This window comes from Bradyrhizobium sp. LeoB3, from assembly GCF_055456055.1.
Genome location: NZ_JBVBEF010000134.1, coordinates 1 through 15,657, shown reverse-complemented (window position 1 = coordinate 15,657; position 15,657 = coordinate 1). Strand labels below are relative to the sequence as shown.

General features: G+C 59.2%; 14 protein-coding genes and 2 pseudogenes. 11 read left to right on the top strand and 5 right to left on the bottom strand.

The annotated features are described in order from the left end of the window. From ACZXDY_RS41100 to ACZXDY_RS41065, 8 genes and pseudogenes are all read left to right on the top strand, one after another. On the top strand, positions 1–708 hold a 708-nt coding region (locus tag ACZXDY_RS41100; protein WP_464349408.1), incomplete at its 5' end, for an NADP-dependent oxidoreductase. A gap of 76 nt (positions 709–784) precedes the next feature. Then, a complete protein-coding gene (locus ACZXDY_RS41095) occupies positions 785–1,453 on the top strand; it encodes an HD domain-containing protein (RefSeq protein ID WP_464349407.1) in 669 nt (222 codons plus the stop codon). Continuing rightward, positions 1,450–2,679: an MFS transporter gene (locus tag ACZXDY_RS41090; protein WP_028169096.1), complete on the top strand. Its 1,230-nt coding sequence runs from the start codon at positions 1,450–1,452 to the stop codon at positions 2,677–2,679. Before ACZXDY_RS41095 ends, ACZXDY_RS41090 begins: the two co-directional genes overlap by 4 nt. Before the next feature lie 189 nt (positions 2,680–2,868). Next, positions 2,869–3,291, top strand: a complete 423-nt coding sequence (locus ACZXDY_RS41085; protein WP_464349410.1) for a cupin domain-containing protein — start codon at positions 2,869–2,871, stop codon at positions 3,289–3,291. Positions 3,292–3,505: 214 nt separating this feature from the next. Next, a pseudogene (locus tag ACZXDY_RS41080) lies at positions 3,506–4,470 on the top strand (GlxA family transcriptional regulator). 182 nt (positions 4,471–4,652) lie between these two features. Continuing rightward, positions 4,653–5,294, top strand: a complete 642-nt coding sequence (locus ACZXDY_RS41075) for an HD domain-containing protein (RefSeq protein WP_028169093.1) — start codon at positions 4,653–4,655, stop codon at positions 5,292–5,294. Between the two features lie 480 nt (positions 5,295–5,774). Further along, positions 5,775–6,725: a c-type cytochrome gene (locus ACZXDY_RS41070; RefSeq protein WP_028169092.1), complete on the top strand. Its 951-nt coding sequence runs from the start codon at positions 5,775–5,777 to the stop codon at positions 6,723–6,725. A 1,549-nt stretch (positions 6,726–8,274) separates the two neighbouring features. Further along, complete coding sequence (locus tag ACZXDY_RS41065) at positions 8,275–8,484, top strand: hypothetical protein (RefSeq protein WP_028169145.1); 210 nt, start codon at positions 8,275–8,277, stop codon at positions 8,482–8,484. 425 nt (positions 8,485–8,909) lie between these two features. On the opposite strand, the gene ACZXDY_RS41060 is transcribed toward ACZXDY_RS41065, so the two are convergent. After that, a complete protein-coding gene (locus ACZXDY_RS41060) occupies positions 8,910–9,224 on the bottom strand; it encodes a hypothetical protein (protein ID WP_464349411.1) in 315 nt (104 codons plus the stop codon). Between the two features lie 33 nt (positions 9,225–9,257). Between ACZXDY_RS41060 and ACZXDY_RS41055 the strand changes: the two genes are divergently transcribed. After that, positions 9,258–9,800, top strand: coding sequence for an EAL domain-containing protein (locus ACZXDY_RS41055; protein ID WP_464349409.1), 543 nt, complete (start codon positions 9,258–9,260; stop codon positions 9,798–9,800). Between the two features lie 882 nt (positions 9,801–10,682). On the opposite strand, the gene ACZXDY_RS41050 is transcribed toward ACZXDY_RS41055, so the two are convergent. After that, on the bottom strand, positions 10,683–11,153 hold the full coding sequence (locus ACZXDY_RS41050) for a septal ring lytic transglycosylase RlpA family protein (RefSeq protein WP_463331507.1): 471 nt from the start codon (positions 11,151–11,153) through the stop codon (positions 10,683–10,685). 1,173 nt (positions 11,154–12,326) lie between these two features. Then, positions 12,327–12,497, bottom strand: coding sequence for a hypothetical protein (locus ACZXDY_RS41045; RefSeq protein WP_155255655.1), 171 nt, complete (start codon positions 12,495–12,497; stop codon positions 12,327–12,329). A 775-nt stretch (positions 12,498–13,272) separates the two neighbouring features. Between ACZXDY_RS41045 and ACZXDY_RS41040 the strand changes: the two genes are divergently transcribed. After that, positions 13,273–13,470, top strand: a complete 198-nt coding sequence (locus ACZXDY_RS41040) for a hypothetical protein (protein WP_080664181.1) — start codon at positions 13,273–13,275, stop codon at positions 13,468–13,470. Positions 13,471–14,368: 898 nt separating this feature from the next. Beyond that, positions 14,369–14,626 (top strand): hypothetical protein, encoded by a 258-nt coding sequence (locus ACZXDY_RS41035; protein WP_464349406.1) that lies wholly within the window; start codon positions 14,369–14,371, stop codon positions 14,624–14,626. 341 nt (positions 14,627–14,967) lie between these two features. Here ACZXDY_RS41035 and ACZXDY_RS41030 read toward each other — a convergent pair whose 3' ends face one another. Continuing rightward, positions 14,968–15,114 carry a cupin domain-containing protein gene (locus tag ACZXDY_RS41030; protein ID WP_245287688.1) on the bottom strand — a complete coding sequence of 49 codons (147 nt, stop codon included), beginning with the start codon at positions 15,112–15,114 and terminating at the stop codon, positions 14,968–14,970. A gap of 307 nt (positions 15,115–15,421) precedes the next feature. Further along, a pseudogene (locus tag ACZXDY_RS41025) lies at positions 15,422–15,657 on the bottom strand (hypothetical protein); the annotation flags it as partial.

Here is a 15,657-nt window from a genome sequence, read left to right as displayed (position 1 = left end):
TCCGAACTGCGTGTGGGAGATCAAGTTTATGGTGTTACGAATCCGCGGTTTATCGGGGCCTATGCCGAGTATGCTGTGGCTTCCGCAGGGATGGTTTCGAACAAGCCAACCTCGCTAACCCACGTTGCGGCCGCCTCTGTTCCTGTCGTTGCCGTCACCGCATGGCAGGCATTGTTTGATCACGCCCAGCTCGAAGCAGGTCAAACGGTGGTCATTCACGGAGCGGCCGGCAACGTGGGATCCTATGCGGTTCAACTGGCCCGTCAGGCGAGTGTGCAAACCATCGCGACCGTATCGGCGGGCGATATTTCCGCCGTGAGCCATCTCGGCGCAAACATCGTGATTGATTACCGGACGCAGCGCTTTGAGGAAGAAGTATGGGACGCGGACGCTGTCATTGATCTGGTTGGCGGCGAAACACAAAGCCGCTCCTTCCAGGTCCTTCGTCGCGGCGGCAAGCTGATTTCGGCAGTGTCCCGCCCGGATCAGGATCTTGCAAAACGCCATGGTGTTGAAGCCACCTTCTTTCTGGTCGACGTCACGAGCCGATATCTCACGGAAATCACTCGCCTCGTCGACGGTGGGAAACTGCGAACAAACGTCGGGGCAGTCTTACCGCTCGCGGATGCGCGCGATGCTCATTTCATGCTAGAGCACGTGCGGCCTCAGCCGAAAGGGAAGATCGTGCTCACCGTCGCAGCGAGTTGATCGATCAAGGCTGCTGATACTTCAAGCTTAGATGCGCGCCGCCGAACCCCACAGTAACTCGTGAAAGGACGCAACAATGACCACGCCAAGTCTCTCCAATGCCCTCGTCATTCCCGACTCGTTGCTCGCGAAAGAGGCGACAGATATCCTGCGCGAACATTCCACCGATCTGCTCTTTAATCACTCGATCCGCGTCTACCTGTTCGCGGCTGAGCAGGGTCGTCAGAGGAAACTGCGCTTCGACTCCGAGCTCCTTTACGTTGCCGCCGCGTTTCACGATCTCGGGCTCGTCAAGAAGTTCTCGAGCCCGGACGAACGCTTCGAGGTCGACGGCGCAAATGCCGCCCGACAATTCCTCAAGGCCCACAACATTGCCGAAGGTCAGGTGCAGACCGTCTGGGAAGCAATCGCGCTGCACACCACCTCAGGCATCCCGAAGCACATGGGTCCCGAAGTGGCGCTCCTCAATTCAGGCGTTCTTCTCGATGTCATCGGGGTGGGGTTCGATCACTTTCCCGCGGAGCTGCGCGAAGAAATCGTCGCTAAGTACCCGCGCATCAATTTCAAGGACGGCTTTATTCAGGAGTATTTCGCCGGCTTTGCGCACAAGCCCGCAACAACGTACGGCACCGTCAACGCCGGCGTCTGCGAACGTTTCATCCCGGGGTTCAAGAGCCCCAACGCCTGCGACTTGATCGCCGCGTCTCCCTTCCCGGATTCCCCGTCACAAGGCTCAAGATCATGAAAAGGACGTATCCTGGGCTGCAGCAGCTGAATCCCGATTGCGGGCGAGCTGTTGGCCTCGACTCGCTGACCTCTCTCATCTGGCTGACGCTCGGCGCTTTTGCTATCGGCACTGAGGGGTTCATGATCGCCGGGCTGCTGCCCGCCCTGGCGCGAGACCTGAACGTCGATCTGCCCGCCGCCGGCCATCTGGTCACTGCCTTCTCCATCGCTTATGCCATTGGCGCGCCGGTCATGGCCGTATTCACGGCAGGGCTGGAGCGGCGTCGCCTGCTGGCTGTCGCCATAAGCGGCTTCGCCCTGGGCAATCTGCTCGCCGCGCTGGCCCCTGACTATGCCGGGCTGTTGGCCGCCCGGTTGCTGCTCGCACTGTCCGCTGCGAGCTTCATGCCGGCGGCCAGCGGATACGCCGCCGCATTGGCCGGGCCGGAGCGGCGTGGTCGCGCTCTGTCCACGATCACCACCGGGTTGACCTTGGCCATCATCGCCGGCGTGCCCTTGGGCGTGCTGGTGGGTCAGGCCTTCGGTTGGCGCGCCACCTTCTTCGGTGTCGCGGGGCTGGCAGCGTTCTCGCTGCTGGGGATTCTCGCCTGGCTGCCGCGCCAACCGCCTGGCGTCACGGCCGGCTTGGGTGAGCGTCTGGCGCTGGCCAAGCGCCGCGATATCCTCGCCGTGCTGGTGACGAGCGTGCTGACCGTGGCCGGCACCTTCACCGTATATACTTATCTTGGTGTCTTCATAGCCGCCGTCGCCGGCCTCGAGCCGCAGGCGCTGGCGCCGGTACTGCTGGGCTTTGGCCTTGCCAGTGCGGTCGGCACCCAGCTCAGCGGCAGCGCGGCGGACCGTTGGGGCGCGCGCAGCACCGTCATCGTTGCTGGGGGGCTTGCCTTGCTCGCATATCTTGCCTTCTCGCTCAGCGCGGCACTCAGGCCGGCGCGGGCAATGCCGGTCATGCTGCCGGCTATCCTGCTTTGGGGTTCGGCAAGCTGGGGGCTGATAACGGCGCAGCAAGCGCGGCTGGTGGCGTTGGCTCCGGCACTCGCGCCGGTCAGTCTCTCGATGAACTCCTCGGCGATCTATCTCGGCAGCGCAATGGGTGCCGCCGCGGGCGCTGTGGTCATTGCCAATGGCGCGACGGAGCGGCTCGGCTGGGTGGCTGCGGCATTCGGTCTGGCCGCGCTGCTCTCCGTGCTGCTCAGCGGCAGCAGCACATCAGGCCGAAGGTGATGGCGCGGCGATGGCTTCACACCGGAAGCTTCACCATGACCATCAGCTCGGCTCTGCGTGGTGGTTTTAAGTAGTTTGCGTGAGCTTGTTAGAAGAGGAGGTGCGATGATGTCGATCAGTGGATTTGCCTATCGGATTGGTGCGCTGTCAAACCCTGGAGGTATGACGGCAAAAGCAGTGAGGAGAGCAATGCGAACGGCCGCCGTCCCGCTGATGGCGGCAGTCATGGCTCTGGGAGCTTCGCCCGCGATCGCGCAGGACCGGGAGCAGGTGAGAGCAGCCTTCGAGCACGCACTGCCGAATGTCGAAGGAAAGAGAATCGTTGCTGTGACGGTGACTTATCCTCCCGGAGCCAAATCGCTCCCTCATCACCACGCACCCTCGGCATTTATCTACGCCTACGTGCTGTCCGGGACGGTCCGCAGCCAAGTCGGCAATGACCCCGCGAAGGTCTATCATGCAGGTGAAGGCTTTTACGAAATGCCGGGCTCACATCACAGCATCAGCAAGAACGCGAGCGAGACGGAGCCCGCCAGCTTACTGGCAGTCTTCGTTGTCGATTACAAGGACGAGCCTTTGACGACGCCGGACAAGGCGCCGGGATCACAATGATGGCGCGACGAATTTGCCTATCGCCGTGACGATCTTTTCCGACCTGCATGGGCCGCTTCGCTGCCGGCCGGGAGAGCAAGATCGACATAGAAGTCCATAGTCCCCGAAACGGAGATACACTTATTCGTTCTGTTGCGTCCCAGATCGCGCCAGGCCTTTGCAGTGGCCAGACTACCTGCATAATAAGGCAGCCAGACTGGAGAGGTCGTAAGGCGTGCCGGTACAAGCTGTCGCGATTGTCGTCTATGAGGGGGTCCAGGCCCTGGACGTGGCGGGGCCGATGGATGTGTTCAGCGAGGCGAACACATTTCTCGGCAGTGCCAACCGCTATGAAACAGTATTGGTTGCCGCTCACCGCAATCCGCTGCGCGCGTCGAACGGCATACGGCTGGTGGCCGACCTAACCTTCGAGGAGGCGGTGGGCGGGTTCGACATCATTCTGGTGGCCGGCGCTCGGACGCCACCAGAAGCGGAGCCCGAACCGCGTGGATCAAAGAGCTGCCGTGGCGCTCGAGCGTTTATGGATCGATCTGCACGGGGGCTTTTGTCCTTGGCTATGCCGGCCTCCTGGACGATCGGCGAGTCACAACCCATTGGCAGGATGCACAGGCGCTGGCGGCGAGATTTCCGAAGGCAAAAGTCGAGCCGGATTTGATCTATGTGCGCGATGGACGGCTGATTACCGCGGCTGGGGTGACTGCGGGAATAGATCTGGGGTTAGCGCTCGTCGGGCAGCGGCACGGCGGAGAAATCGCCCTCAAGGTCGCCAAGCGGCTGGTTGTCGTTGCCCAGCGCCAGGGGGGGCAGTCGCAATTCAGTCCCTATCTCACAGCACCCGCCGATCCGGAATCGCCAATTGCACGCATCCAGGATCATGTCATGGCCAACATCGGGGAGCGCCACACGCTGGAGTCGCTTGCCGCCATCGTCGGCATGAGCGCACGAAATCTGGCCCGGCATTTCGTGCAGGTGACCGGGACCACGCCGCATGAGTTCATCGAGCGCGCCCGCGTTGATGCCGCGCGCATGATGCTGGAAGGAAGCGATCGGCCGCTGAAGACCATCGCCTTCGATTGCGGCTTCGGGTCGGCGGACCGGATGAGGATCGTCTTCAGCACCCGTCTCGGCGTGACCCCCGTCCAATATCGCGCCAGCTTCCGGCGGCCGGACTCGGAATAGATCGCGAGCTATCCGACGACGAAACCGCTTCCTCCCGCTGCTGCGAAGGCTCCGACGGCCTTTTGTCAGCAAACGACGTACGGCTGTCCTGATCCGCAGCATCCTATTCGTTGTTCGGAGCAGGGCTCTATTGCCTAATAGCGACAAGCAGACAGCCCATTATCTACGAAGGAGATCGCTCGATGTCTGAGATCATCGCCGGCATCCGCGTGCCTGACAGCGCTATCGCGCGCGCCGCCACGCAGCTCGTGCGCGATACTGAAGACGACCTGCTCTACAACCATAGTCGCCGCGTCTTCCTCTGGGGCGCGCTGAGCGGCGAGCGCCGCGGGCTGAAGTACGATCCGGAGTTGCTTTACCTCGGCGCGATGTTCCACGACATGGGCCTCACCGAGAAATGTTCGAGCCCCGACCTGCGCTTCGAGGTTGACGGCGCCAATGCCGCACGCGACTTCATGAAAAGCTACGGCGTGCCCGAGCGTGACATCGAGGAAGTCTGGACTGCAATCGCGCTGCACACGACGCCAGGCATCCCCGAGCATATGCGCCCGACGATCGCGCTGGTCACCGCTGGGGTGGAGATGGACGTGCTCGGGATCGCCTACAATGATTTCACTCACGAGCAGCGGAGCCATATCTGCGCACATCATCCGCGCGAGCAGAATTTCAAGGAGAACATCATAGATCATTTCGCGAACGGGATCATCAAGAAGCCGCAGACGACGTTCGGGAACGTGAAGGCCGACGTCCTGGCGCTGAAGGACATGAATTATGTGCGCGGGAATTTTTGCTCCATCATCCTCGGCTCCGCCTGGTCGAGCTGAATGGTTGGAGTGAATGATCTTCGCGTAAATGGCCCCGGCGTAAATGGTCTTGAGGAAGTCGCGCCTGCGACGAGGAGCCCGTCGCTCCCTCGTCCGGGCGCTTGCGTCTGTGGCCGTGCCAAAAGCAAGGCTTGGTCGGATCCATCGGCCTTCCTGTTTGACGTCTGCCAGGTCAATGCTTGCTTCAACTGAAGCCATCGGCAGCTGCTTACCCGCGTTAGCTTGCTCTGCTCGAGCGGACGGGCTCCGACATTACGGCTGTAACTCGATTCCGCGGGTCGCAATTGTTCCGTAGCGATCCTGGCTCAGAACCGTCCAGCGTTGATTTCAAGAGAACTAACTGTGCGGAAGCGTGAATCATCACTCTTTGTGCCATCTTCGCCCCAGCGGCCACACGTAGTGGCGCTGTCATCAGCGTAAACCAGCAGCAAACGTAATCCTGCTCCGATCTATCCCACGCACCACTTATCCGGGAGTACCATGCAGAACATTATTGAATTGCTGGCGTTGATTGCCATTGCAGCGTTATTGGCCTGGTCTGGATTCCGCACTTGGCATGCTGAAACCCGTGCCATCAAATGGGGCGGTGCGGGTCTGTTAGGGGGGCTGTCCGCTGCGGCGCTGTCCGTCGCCACGCTCATGTCGCTCGGGATGATCGAGCAGCATAGCCGCTCGGCCCCGATCCCGGACGTCAAGGTTAGGTCGACGCCGGAACTGCTTGCACGTGGCAAAGGCATCGCAGACGGTCTCTGTGGGGCCTGCCATTCACAAACCGGGACGCTCACCGGCGGCTACGATCTAGCTGTTGAACTCCAGTTTCCAATTGGATCGTTCGTGGCTGCGAACTTGACTCCGGCCGGGCCATTGAAACACTGGTCCGATGGCGAGATCTTCCGCGCCATTCGTAACGGCATCGATGCGGATGGCCGGTGGCTGACCATGATGTCCTACATCAGGGCCGGGCGGTTGAGCGACGACGATATTAAAGCCGTGATCGCTTATATTCGCAATGTGCCTGCGGCAGGAAATCCGACGCCGGATCCGCCCGATCGCATGAATATGCTCGGCCTTTTCATGCTTGGTGCAGGCATGTTGCCACCTGCCAAGCCCGTCATCACTGGCCATGTCTCGGGGCCGTCGAAGGGGCCGACCTCCGAATTTGGCGAATACATCCTGTCGTATCAAGACTGCCGTGAGTGCCACGGCGAGAAGTTGACCGGCGGCGTGCCCGGGCAGTTGGCGCCGCTCGGACCCGACCTGAATCTGGTCAAGGACTGGACGCTCGCCGGCTTCACTGCGGCCATGCGCACCGGTATCGATCCCAACGGCCATCAAATCAGCGAACAAATGCCGTGGCGTTCGGTCGGGAAAATGGATGATGACGAGCTGGAAGCGATCTACCAGTATCTGACGCACATGCCCAACTCGTAGTGCAATCCTCGAGCGACAGCCCATTTAGTTTCTGCGTTCTTCTTGGCTATGGCCAAAAAAGCCAGTGAATAGTCCAACGACCGGCCGCCCGTGGCGATATTTGGGAATGTGTAGTGCTGGCCCGGCCGACCTCGGCGCCAACGATGGCGTATCGAAGCTTCTACTTGCGCTGCTATTCTTGCCGCATCCGTTGTTCGAGGACCATCCCGATGACGAAGGCCACGCGGCGATTGTCGCAGGCAGGCGAGATCGAGCCAAACGCCGGCGGGGTTGGTTGAACCAGAACCCCCAAGTCCGGCTGGTCGCCGCTTATCGCCCGTCGCCGCGACCCGGCGAAAGACAGCGGCAGCGTGACTCATGGTAGGCCGGCATTTGCCGGCATCAAATCGACATTCGCGCACTGGGGGCGGCGTCAGGGATGGACCACGCCAAAGAACATCGCGCAAGCCATCCAGTTCACTTGTAAACCGTCGCTGGAGGCGACGAGCCAAAAACGGTTGCATAAATGCGCCCACGGCTTGGCTCGGGGCGGAGGTCGTCGGCTCCCACGCGCGAGCCTAAACCTTCGTATCATTCCTGGACCCCTTTGGATGGCCGACGGATTACCTATGTCCAATTGAGACGCTGGTCGCGATCGTCTTAGGATGCATACGTAGGAATTGCACAGGTTCGCAAAGTGTGTCGGTAAAAAAAGATCACTAACAGAGACGATGAGGTCAAGAGGAGACCACAATGTCCCACAGCTCCGAGAGTCTTAGATTCGGCAGATCTGCGCGATGCGCGGTTTGTGATGGCAAGTTTCGTCTCGTCCGATACTACTCGTGGCAAACCCCCCTTTGTTCGAAGAAGTGCCTCGGTCGTTTCAGAGCTCGCTGGGCAAGTGACCGCAATTGGCTGTCCTGGCTCCAAACTGCCTTAGACCACGCTTCAGAGAGCCGCCCGAGGTCGCTATGACGTTCCAGATCTCCCAACGAGGCAGGGAATACCTGGAAACAGCACAGACTTTGCTCCGCGCTGCCTGAACCATGGCTGACGGAGTGATTGCGAGGCAGCTTAGGGCGCTGGCCGACGACTATCAACGGCGAGCCGAGTTGATGCGGCCAAAGCATTCGCTCGAACAGTTCCCAACGCTAAGGCGAGTGGCCCAGATGACCTGATGGAGCTTCGCACATCAATCCGCGGAACAGATGCCACTTGGAATGAACGGTGCGCGACCCAGTCACGGGCTTTTTTATTCCTTTGTTACCACCTGCAGAGCTTCAAAGTTCGGCCTGACATCCTACATTGCAATGAATGATGATAGTCATTTAATAGACGTGGCTCACAAGTAGATCCCTTCTTTAGCCAACGCGTGGAGCAAACATGGGCGAAGTTATTCGATTGGTCTCGAAATCGAGCGCGAACGAGCCCACCCAATTCGACAGGCCCGCGTGATATATGACAGCATCTCTCCACCGGCTGATCCAGTCAGCGAGCAGCGGCGGGACTCATCGGTAAGTCATGCGGCCAGCGGCGCCAATACCCATCGTCGCAACGGGGGTCTCCTGTCGTGATCAAGATCATCGCCGTGCTCTGCAGTCTCTCCTCGCCGGCAAATTGTCACGAGCAGACGGTGACCAGCTCGGACGTCGCCGACGTGTTTGTGCAGTCCTGCCTGATCGGCGCGCCGCAGCTTGCCGAGTGGATGACACAGCATCCCGCTGAGTGGCTTGCGGCATGGCGCTGCGTGATCGGCAAACAGGGTGGCAGGGGAGCTTAGCTCTGCGTCTATGGTCTCAACTCGTCCTTCACAACATAGTCTCCCGCTAAAATGCTAAGCTCTTTCGCATAGCGAGAGCATGAAGAAATCTCCAGCAACCATCTTTCGAAGAAGAATCGGGATTGCAGAATCGAACGCTGACGCACGGTCGCTTTAGGTCCTTCAGCATGGCTCGCGTTCGTCGTCAGGATGACCGGCTTGATCATCGCCCGCGGCTTGGTGAGCTCCTTCGAGCGCGCCTTCGGTCCCCGCCTGAAAAGAAAATCGCCCGCCCGTAACTCCAGCGATTCGCTCAGCCTTCGGCTCTCTATATATTGATTTCAATACAGCACCAGCAAGGCTTGGGCGGCCGCGCGGAATTAAATCGAGCCAACCGAATTGAGAGTCGTGTGACCGCCTATTCAGTAGCAGCCAAGATCGCCAGCTCACCGTGATGCCGGGCGGCTTTGTCCAATCAGGTGGCCGGTATCACGTTGTGGTTGAGCCGGAACATGGCCGGGTCGTAGGTCTTCTTGACGGACGCCAAGCGCGCGTAGCGCTCCGGGCCCGTAAATCGCCGCGCCGTCGGCCGCCTCATCCGGCGCGAGGTTGTTCACGAAACGCCGGTCGCCCTGCCAGGGCTTCATACCGTCGAGCAGCTCGGCGACCGACCTCTTGAGTTGCTGCTCCTGCGACAGCGGACCGGCCGCGACGCCGAGCAGGCTGTACGGGAGGCCCCTTGTCGCTACGGCGTTGGGCACCGCCGGCTCCCGGTCCCACGCCCCGTCAGCGCACTGCAGATGCGCCAGAAGAACTTCGTCGATCAAATTCGCACGATCATCGAGCAAACCGGTGCTAATCCTCGTCGCCTAAAAGTTGAACTTACCGAAAGCACACTAGTCAGCAATGTCGATGACGTAATAGCCAAGATGGATAAGTTGAAAGCAATCGGTATCAGCTTTAGCCTCGATGATTTCGGAACGGGCTATTCGTCCCTCTCATACCTAAAGCGTCTTCCTATCGATCAGCTCAAGATTGATCGCAGCTTTGTCAAGGATGTCTTAGTCGATCCTAATAGTGCCGCGATAGCCAAGATGATCATCGCACTTAGCAGAACTCTTGGTCTTTCCGTCATCGCCGAGGGCGTGGAAACGGAAGATCAATATACCTTCTTAGCGCGGTATGGGCGGCTCAATTACCAAGGCTATTTGTTTGGCCGGCCTCTTCCGCCGGAGGATTTCGAAAGGCTCGCGCGAGCTTTCTCGCCGCGTCAAGCTCCGAATCAGAAACCGCTTCTGTCGATCGAACGTACGCATAGCCTATCACCTGCGAGATAAGGCTGCCTGACACGCGAGCGGTGGGCGTCCGCGTTATAGGGCTACGTTAAATCCTCCCGCTGGACGCCTTCCGCCGGCCGCGGGAAATCCCGCTGTGGAAGCTCAAGGCCTCGCTGAAATGCGGGTCATGTCGGAAGGGGCGATACGCGCCGCCGATGCACATGGTCATCGTACGCGGCCCTTTGGTAGCATGATCAGAATTTCCTCTTCCAGAATACTTCGCTCCGTCGTCGGCGCGTTCTTCGCGCTGCCTCTGGTATGGCCGCGCCATTCCCTTGCAGCGCGGGAGATCCATCCGGTTCAGGCGCAAGCTTGATTACGGTTCCGACCCTTATCATGTCGCATCGAAACGACTCTTGCCGCGCCACGCCGCAGGCCGACGCTGAGATGTTGAAGAAGTGCCTGACAAAGACCAGCAAGGCCGAAATTGCGTTGCTCGACGGCGGCGATCCGCCCCGAGTCACCGCCCTGCGAGGCGAAGGCGGCGCATGGGTACTTCGGCATCGAAGCCAAGGCTGTCGACACCATCGCCGATTTCATCAATCGCAATAGCTAGTGACCACGCATACTGTGGACCGGCCACAATATTCTGATCGTTGTGCCACGCATGACCGCTATTGGCCCCAAACAGAACAACGCTTAAACGGTTATCATGTCGGCTGTCAGTGGCAGACCGGACGCCCGTCCATGCTCGCCTCCACCGCCGCTTGTGACCCTCAAGAGACATGCTCGGCCTTGAATGCTGCTGCAAATTGGTTTTACCTGCCCTTGCTCGATGCTGGAGACTGCGTCGAAGGACGACGCTATCGCCTCTCATGTCCTGATTCTTGTGTCTTTCCATTTCCTGCTGCGGTTGGAAGACTTTCCCTAGCAGGGACAAGCCTAGAGTACCTCAGCGCGAACTTGGGCCACGCCACGATCCGTAATCCCCAAGGTCCGCGCGGCGCCGAGCGAAAGGTCGAGGACGCGGCCATGAACGCTCGGTCCGCGGTCGGTGATACGAACGACTACCGACCTATTGCTCTCAAGGTCGGTGACGCGAACTCGCGTGCCGAACGGCAGGCTGCGGTGGGCTGCGGTCAGTAAGCTCCGGTTGAACGAAGAGCCGCTCGCTGTCTTTCCTGTCCGATACGAATAGTAGGAGGCCTTTCCGGAAAATACTCGGTTGGAAGAACGAGTCGCTGAGCGATCGTCCGAACCACGTGTCGGCTGTGCTCCGACCGGAGGTTGCGATTGCGAATCCTGTTTAGACTGGTCGCGTGCCTCGGGTACCGGCTCTGCGTGTGCCTTTGGAATGATGGACCATCTCTCATCGAAGTTCTGTGCTGCAGCAGGGTCCGTGTGTATGCCCATCCAAGCCGGGGCGGCCGCAATCGCGACCATTCTGAAAATGAGACGCATGATCGGCCTCACAACAAATGGAAAACAAATAGACAATGCAAACTCATGAGGCAGGGTTCCTGCACATGCAGAAATTCCCGCGTCAGCAAAAGATGAGTAAATTCTGACACTTTCGGGCTACAACGTAAGGCAATGCTTAGGCGCACCGCAGCAAGAAACGCGCATTTCGCTCGGTATGCTTTGTCGAGAGTTTGTTGCTTTTCACCCGACAAGAAGACAGTCGTCTCGATGCAGCGCATCGCACTTACAAAGGAGAGGAGGCAGATGTGGAGCAAACTACTGCGGCGCAGCGCGACATCCTAGAAATGGCGGCCACTGTTACGCATTCCTTTTGGTCCGCTGTACGCGCGATATTTGCTATTGGCCCATCCGCGAAGCGGTGGCACCTCCAATTGGTCCGTTTAGCAGGCATTAGCGGACCAGATTTGCTCGCGCTGAATTTTTCGCACTAGACGGCCTTCCTCCGAGGCGCCGGCGATCTGGCTGAAAAGCCGCGGCGTACTCCGCATGCGCGGAGTATGAGGAGTTGAGGTGCGGTTAAAGCTCGTGCTGGTAGAGCGTCTATTCAGACTCAGCCGAGACAAGTTAATGAAGATCCCGGCGTTTGCTTGGACCTATGCGAGGTTCCAGCAAGCCAAAGCGTGGTCAGAAGCCACCGGCGCCTGGCGAACCATACGGGCGTTGGGCAGGGCGGCCCGCAACTACGTTGCACGTATCAAAGCAACGATATGGTGCCACTTCGCCACTGTTGAGGGCGATAGAGATCGGAGCTGAATCCCTGGCAGCATCGCCCGGCAAATCGGCATCATCGACAAGCTGCGGCGCGATCACGACACTCAACTTGTCACTGATATTGCGTCGTGCGACGCTACCCACGTCAAGCACTGGACCACTATTAAGGAGAGCTGGAGCCAGAAAGGTCGCCGGGCAACTGATTTCTTGGTTCTCCGGCCGAGAACATAGTTTCACTTAGGTTCTCGTGCGTGAAGTTCGATTGCACATGTGTCAATCTCGCTTTATGCGTCCAGATATTCGTAAAGGGGCTTTCCGTACTCGGTGGTGATGATGCAGACGTGCTTGCGCGGTAGCGCGTCAAGGGCGTGGCCTTGAGTGATTGAGCCATAGCTATGGCGACGGGCAGCCGGTCTTGCGGCTGGTGTTATCGAAATCATCATTATCCGCCTGCGCCCAAATCGTGAGATGAGCATCAGCGCGTGCCGTGCTGACGTTCAGCATGAACTCGTAGGCTGCGCGCTGCTTCGTCCCCACGGGCCAGCGCTTTTCATAAGCGACCATTTCGGCGTCGGTCCAGGCGCGCGGATTTCTTTCGATTTGCTGCGCTTGATCCCGTCGGACGGATCAAGTGCGAGCCCCTTCAGATCGTCGTTCGTGGCGGATTAGGATGCGAAACCTCTTCAGCGTGTCGAGTTTCGCGCCGGGCTTAGTCGCCAGCGGCATCCGTTCTTTCGTCAGCCCAGCTACCGCACGATGTCCGTGATCGCGGCGGATTTGGTTCATTCGATTGCGATAGCCTGATTTGCTTGCTTCGCCGAGTGACGCGAAGGGGAGAGTGAAGGAAGGCGCTCCCAAAAAATCGCTCTAGCTGAAGCATCCGCCGCTGCCGTTGCAGATTTGGACTGGTCCAAACCCCTATGTCCCAGAGAGGAGCGATATCGACGTGATGATGCAAACGACTGAGTCGTTGATTGAAACGATCTATGTTTATCCCGCGAGGGCACGTCGCTTAGGAGTGATCCCATCGAGAGGGAGCAGGAGCGTCTCCGAGACTGAACAGTTGCTCGCCGAACTGCAACATTAGCAGCAGTCGAAGCCGAAGTGAAAGAAGCGACGAAGAGCCGCCCCATCCTCCACGCTAAAGCTTTCGACTACTTCTTGCATCCCGCACCGTCTTGATCGTGGCCGGTAATCGCGCTATCAATCGATTTGATAAAACGTCGTGAGACTCTTCAGGGGAGCCTGTGACAATGAGTTGATGTTGCGCCGCTGCCTTACTTCTGCTTCATCGCGCCGACAAGTATGGTTAGAAATTTCATCACCAGGGGGAGCAACCGTGGCGAAGAAATCGAAGAAGGCAAAAACAAAGAAGATTGTACGCCGCGAATATTCCAAGTCCGATGTCAAAGAACTTCGGGCGCACTCAAAAGCCAGAACGCCTGTCGCTGCAATCGCGAAGCTAACAAAACGTACGGAAGGTTCGCTGCGGCAGAAGGCTAGGGCGCTGGGTATCCCGTTGGGACATCAGCGCTAGGCGTTGGTTGCGTCAGGCGTCTAATTCCCGGCTGCCACCGGTAGCGCTTCTTATCACCGTCCTTGTTCCACACGTCTTGCTTTTCAGCGTCGCTGTAATGCTTGTCGACGAAGTAGCTGCATGAGCCGTATTCGTCCGAGTCTCCGGAGTTTAGCCATGCCTCTTCGCACTCTCGTAGTTCATCACGAGTGATGGGAGGCGACATGCCATGGCGCCAGAACATTGTTCTTTCGTCGGCGTGTTCGCTTCACAACGTCCTCAAGCTCGTCCGGGTGCTTAAACTGGAACCAGCCATACGATTTATCCCCACGGAGCCACGCTTGTGCGTCAGAGTCGCGCGAAGCAGCGGCGCGATAGATTACGTTTGCGTGGTGCCAATGCCGTTACCGACCATTTGCAGGCAATGCCGGTGGGCTTGACTTAGGCTGACTAGCAACGTCCAAGCCGATCTCACGGACAAGTCGTGCGAACGCGGTGCGTGAATCTTTCTCTATCGCCACGGCAGCGTGAGGCTTAATTGAATTGTGCCGGTCCTTGAATGTGAGACCTTCGGCTTCAATCAGTTTGCGCGCCTGACCCGCGCGGGCAATTTTATGTGGTGCTCTTCGAACTCAAAGAGCGCGACCGTGCGTTTGAACCATGCCGCGCTTTCTTTGCTCAAGTGAGCAGGCGGCGTGGTCGTATGCGGTTTCGTCAATCTTTGCCAAAAAGCTTTTCCCGTTTGAAGTGAAACGTTTTTTCAAATCCCCGTCAGGGTGCATGAATCATCGACTGCCCCCGGTCGCGGCCCCATTTGCCTCAAAGACGCGGACGCCTCCTGGGTTGGCCCTCGGCCCCTCAATGGGAACCATCAGCGTCCGGGTCCGTTATGGCTGTTGGTCCGGCCGCAGGAGGACACATGGTGAAGATCGGATTTGCCATGGCAGTCGTAGCGATGCTCATCACTTCGGCCAAAGCCGAAGGCGTCAATGTGGCCCAGGTGGATATGCGAACCGGGCTACACTTCGACCAGCACGACCCAGCTATGACAGCCAACGTCGGGCGTACGAATCCGGCGCTGTCGTTGGCGTCAGTGGAGACGCCAGACCTAAGCGGCGCGCAGTGCAGCGTTTGCCGGCCGGTGCTTCCAGAGCCAAGCGGTAACCAGGGTGGATAGGCACCGAACAGCACTAATCTTGTTCGCCGTCGCGCTAGCTATTGCGATAATAGCTGCGTCGGTGACGACGCTGCAGCGTGTCAACACTCGGCATGTCGCCAACGACGCACCTCCAGGCACGACGGGGCTTGCCCGTCCACACCCGCCACTTGATCGTGCTCCCGGTGCCCCCGTCCGTGAGTAAGCCAGGATAAGGCACGCCACGCCGCGAGCCGTAGGCCGCCGCACGTTAATCCGGCTCCATGGCTACAAAGGGCAGGCCGGCCGGTAGGCCGCTAGCTGGGCTTCCGATCACTCTATGGGTAGCCGAGACAGTTCGAGTACCTGGGTTGCCGTAACAGTCACTGTGCGGGCACGAGCGCCGGGGCGCCCTTGGCCTTGATCAAGAGCACCAGGAATTTCGCCGGCTGGCTGCCGCTTGCGTTCCGGTCGACGACATGAACGTCATCAGGGCCTTCATAGAAGCTCTGTCCTGGTGTCAGTGTCACCTGGTTGTCCATCCTTCCGCTGCATCACGACGGAGCCCTCCAGCACGTAAACAAACGCATGTGCATTGTGTCGGTGGATGGCGCTCGACCCGCCGGGCGCGTGCTCGACCGTGATAATCAGAGCTTCCCCGCCGGGATTCTCCGGAAGATCCTTGGACATAAGGGAGGTGACCTTGGGCTCCTGAGCCACCGCCGTGCCGCTCATGAGCCACAGAAGAACCAACGCGACGAGTTTGATCATAATCGCCCCTTTCGTTCGCTGCCTGGGACCCGCTCCTGACAGACTGGGCGGACCTCGGATGCGGGATCAGGCTGCTGTCTGTGAGCGGCGGAGCCATTCGTCGAAACCGATGCGGCCGAGGCGCGCCTCGCCCAACGGCACCAGCGAGTGCTCGTCAACCCGCCCGCCCCAGTATCGGGCCTCGGAATCACCCACGACTGTCATTCGGCCTGCAATATTGACCCCCCGTATTGCCTCATCTGAGGATGTTACTTTCGCTTGACGGACGTAGCGCCGACTGTCGGCCGGTCTGAGGTTGCGTC

Coding starts and splice junctions, on each gene's coding strand:
- ACZXDY_RS41095 (WP_464349407.1), top strand. CDS start 785: ATGACCACGCCAAGTCTCTCCAATGCCCTCGTCATTCCCGACTCGTTG.
- ACZXDY_RS41090 (WP_028169096.1), top strand. CDS start 1,450: ATGAAAAGGACGTATCCTGGGCTGCAGCAGCTGAATCCCGATTGCGGG.
- ACZXDY_RS41085 (WP_464349410.1), top strand. CDS start 2,869: ATGCGAACGGCCGCCGTCCCGCTGATGGCGGCAGTCATGGCTCTGGGA.
- ACZXDY_RS41075 (WP_028169093.1), top strand. CDS start 4,653: ATGTCTGAGATCATCGCCGGCATCCGCGTGCCTGACAGCGCTATCGCG.
- ACZXDY_RS41070 (WP_028169092.1), top strand. CDS start 5,775: ATGCAGAACATTATTGAATTGCTGGCGTTGATTGCCATTGCAGCGTTA.
- ACZXDY_RS41050 (WP_463331507.1), bottom strand. CDS start 11,153: ATGGGCATACACACGGACCCTGCTGCAGCACAGAACTTCGATGAGAGA.
- ACZXDY_RS41045 (WP_155255655.1), bottom strand. CDS start 12,497: ATGGTCGCTTATGAAAAGCGCTGGCCCGTGGGGACGAAGCAGCGCGCA.
- ACZXDY_RS41035 (WP_464349406.1), top strand. CDS start 14,369: ATGGTGAAGATCGGATTTGCCATGGCAGTCGTAGCGATGCTCATCACT.